At 24.3% G+C, this 749-nt stretch carries 1 pseudogene; it reads right to left on the reverse strand.

Features of this window, described 5'->3' with window-relative positions:
- Positions 1 to 730 (reverse strand): annotated as a pseudogene (locus L8W69_RS09230) (hypothetical protein); the annotation flags it as partial.
- Between the last annotated feature and the right edge of the window lie 19 nt (positions 731 to 749).

Raw genomic sequence — 749 nt, forward strand, 5'->3', positions numbered from 1 at the left:
TTTTATCATCTTCTGTAAAATCTCTATTGTCATTTAAAGCTTGTAGGAATTCTTTAGGGCTTTGCAAAACTAAATTAGGATTTTTTATTTTAGCTATGCTTCTTTGAAAGCTTAAATCTATATTTTTTTTATCTTTTCTTCCCTTTCTAAAATCAGTCACTACAAAGCCCTTATCTTCTAAAGGCACAGGATCAAAGTGTAATGTTTCATTTTTATCTAAAGATACTAATCTTGGTATTAAAACATAAATTCCTTTTTCAAAGCATTTATCAAAAAAATCTGCTTCAACTTTAGCTATACCATCTTTTACTTCAAAGCCATCGTTATATTTTAACTCTTCATTTAAACTTTTGATATCATTATCTTTACTTGTATAAACATCGTAAAATATATCATAATTATCAGGATCGATTTGTCGTTGTTTTTTAGTTTGTAAGATGAAGTTATTTTCATCAAATTTATTTATCTCTTTATCGATTTTTTGTGCATAATCTTTTGTGATATCTTCTTTTTCATTTAATTGATCTTGAGAATTTATTTTTTTAATTTCTTGTTCTTTATGAATTGTTCTATTTTTATCTTCAAATTCTTTTCCATTGTTTTTATCTTCTGTTTGTAAATGAAAAGGCTTGTAAAAATACAATTTACAATTTTCTAGTATATAAACCTTTTGAAATTCTTTAATATGAAAATTGACATCAGTAAAGTTAATTTTTATCACTCTACTCATTCTCCTTAGCCTTTTTTAT

The sequence above is a fragment of the Campylobacter sp. CNRCH_2016_3089 genome (genome assembly GCF_025772505.1).
Lineage (GTDB): Bacteria > Campylobacterota > Campylobacteria > Campylobacterales > Campylobacteraceae > Campylobacter_D > Campylobacter_D lari_D.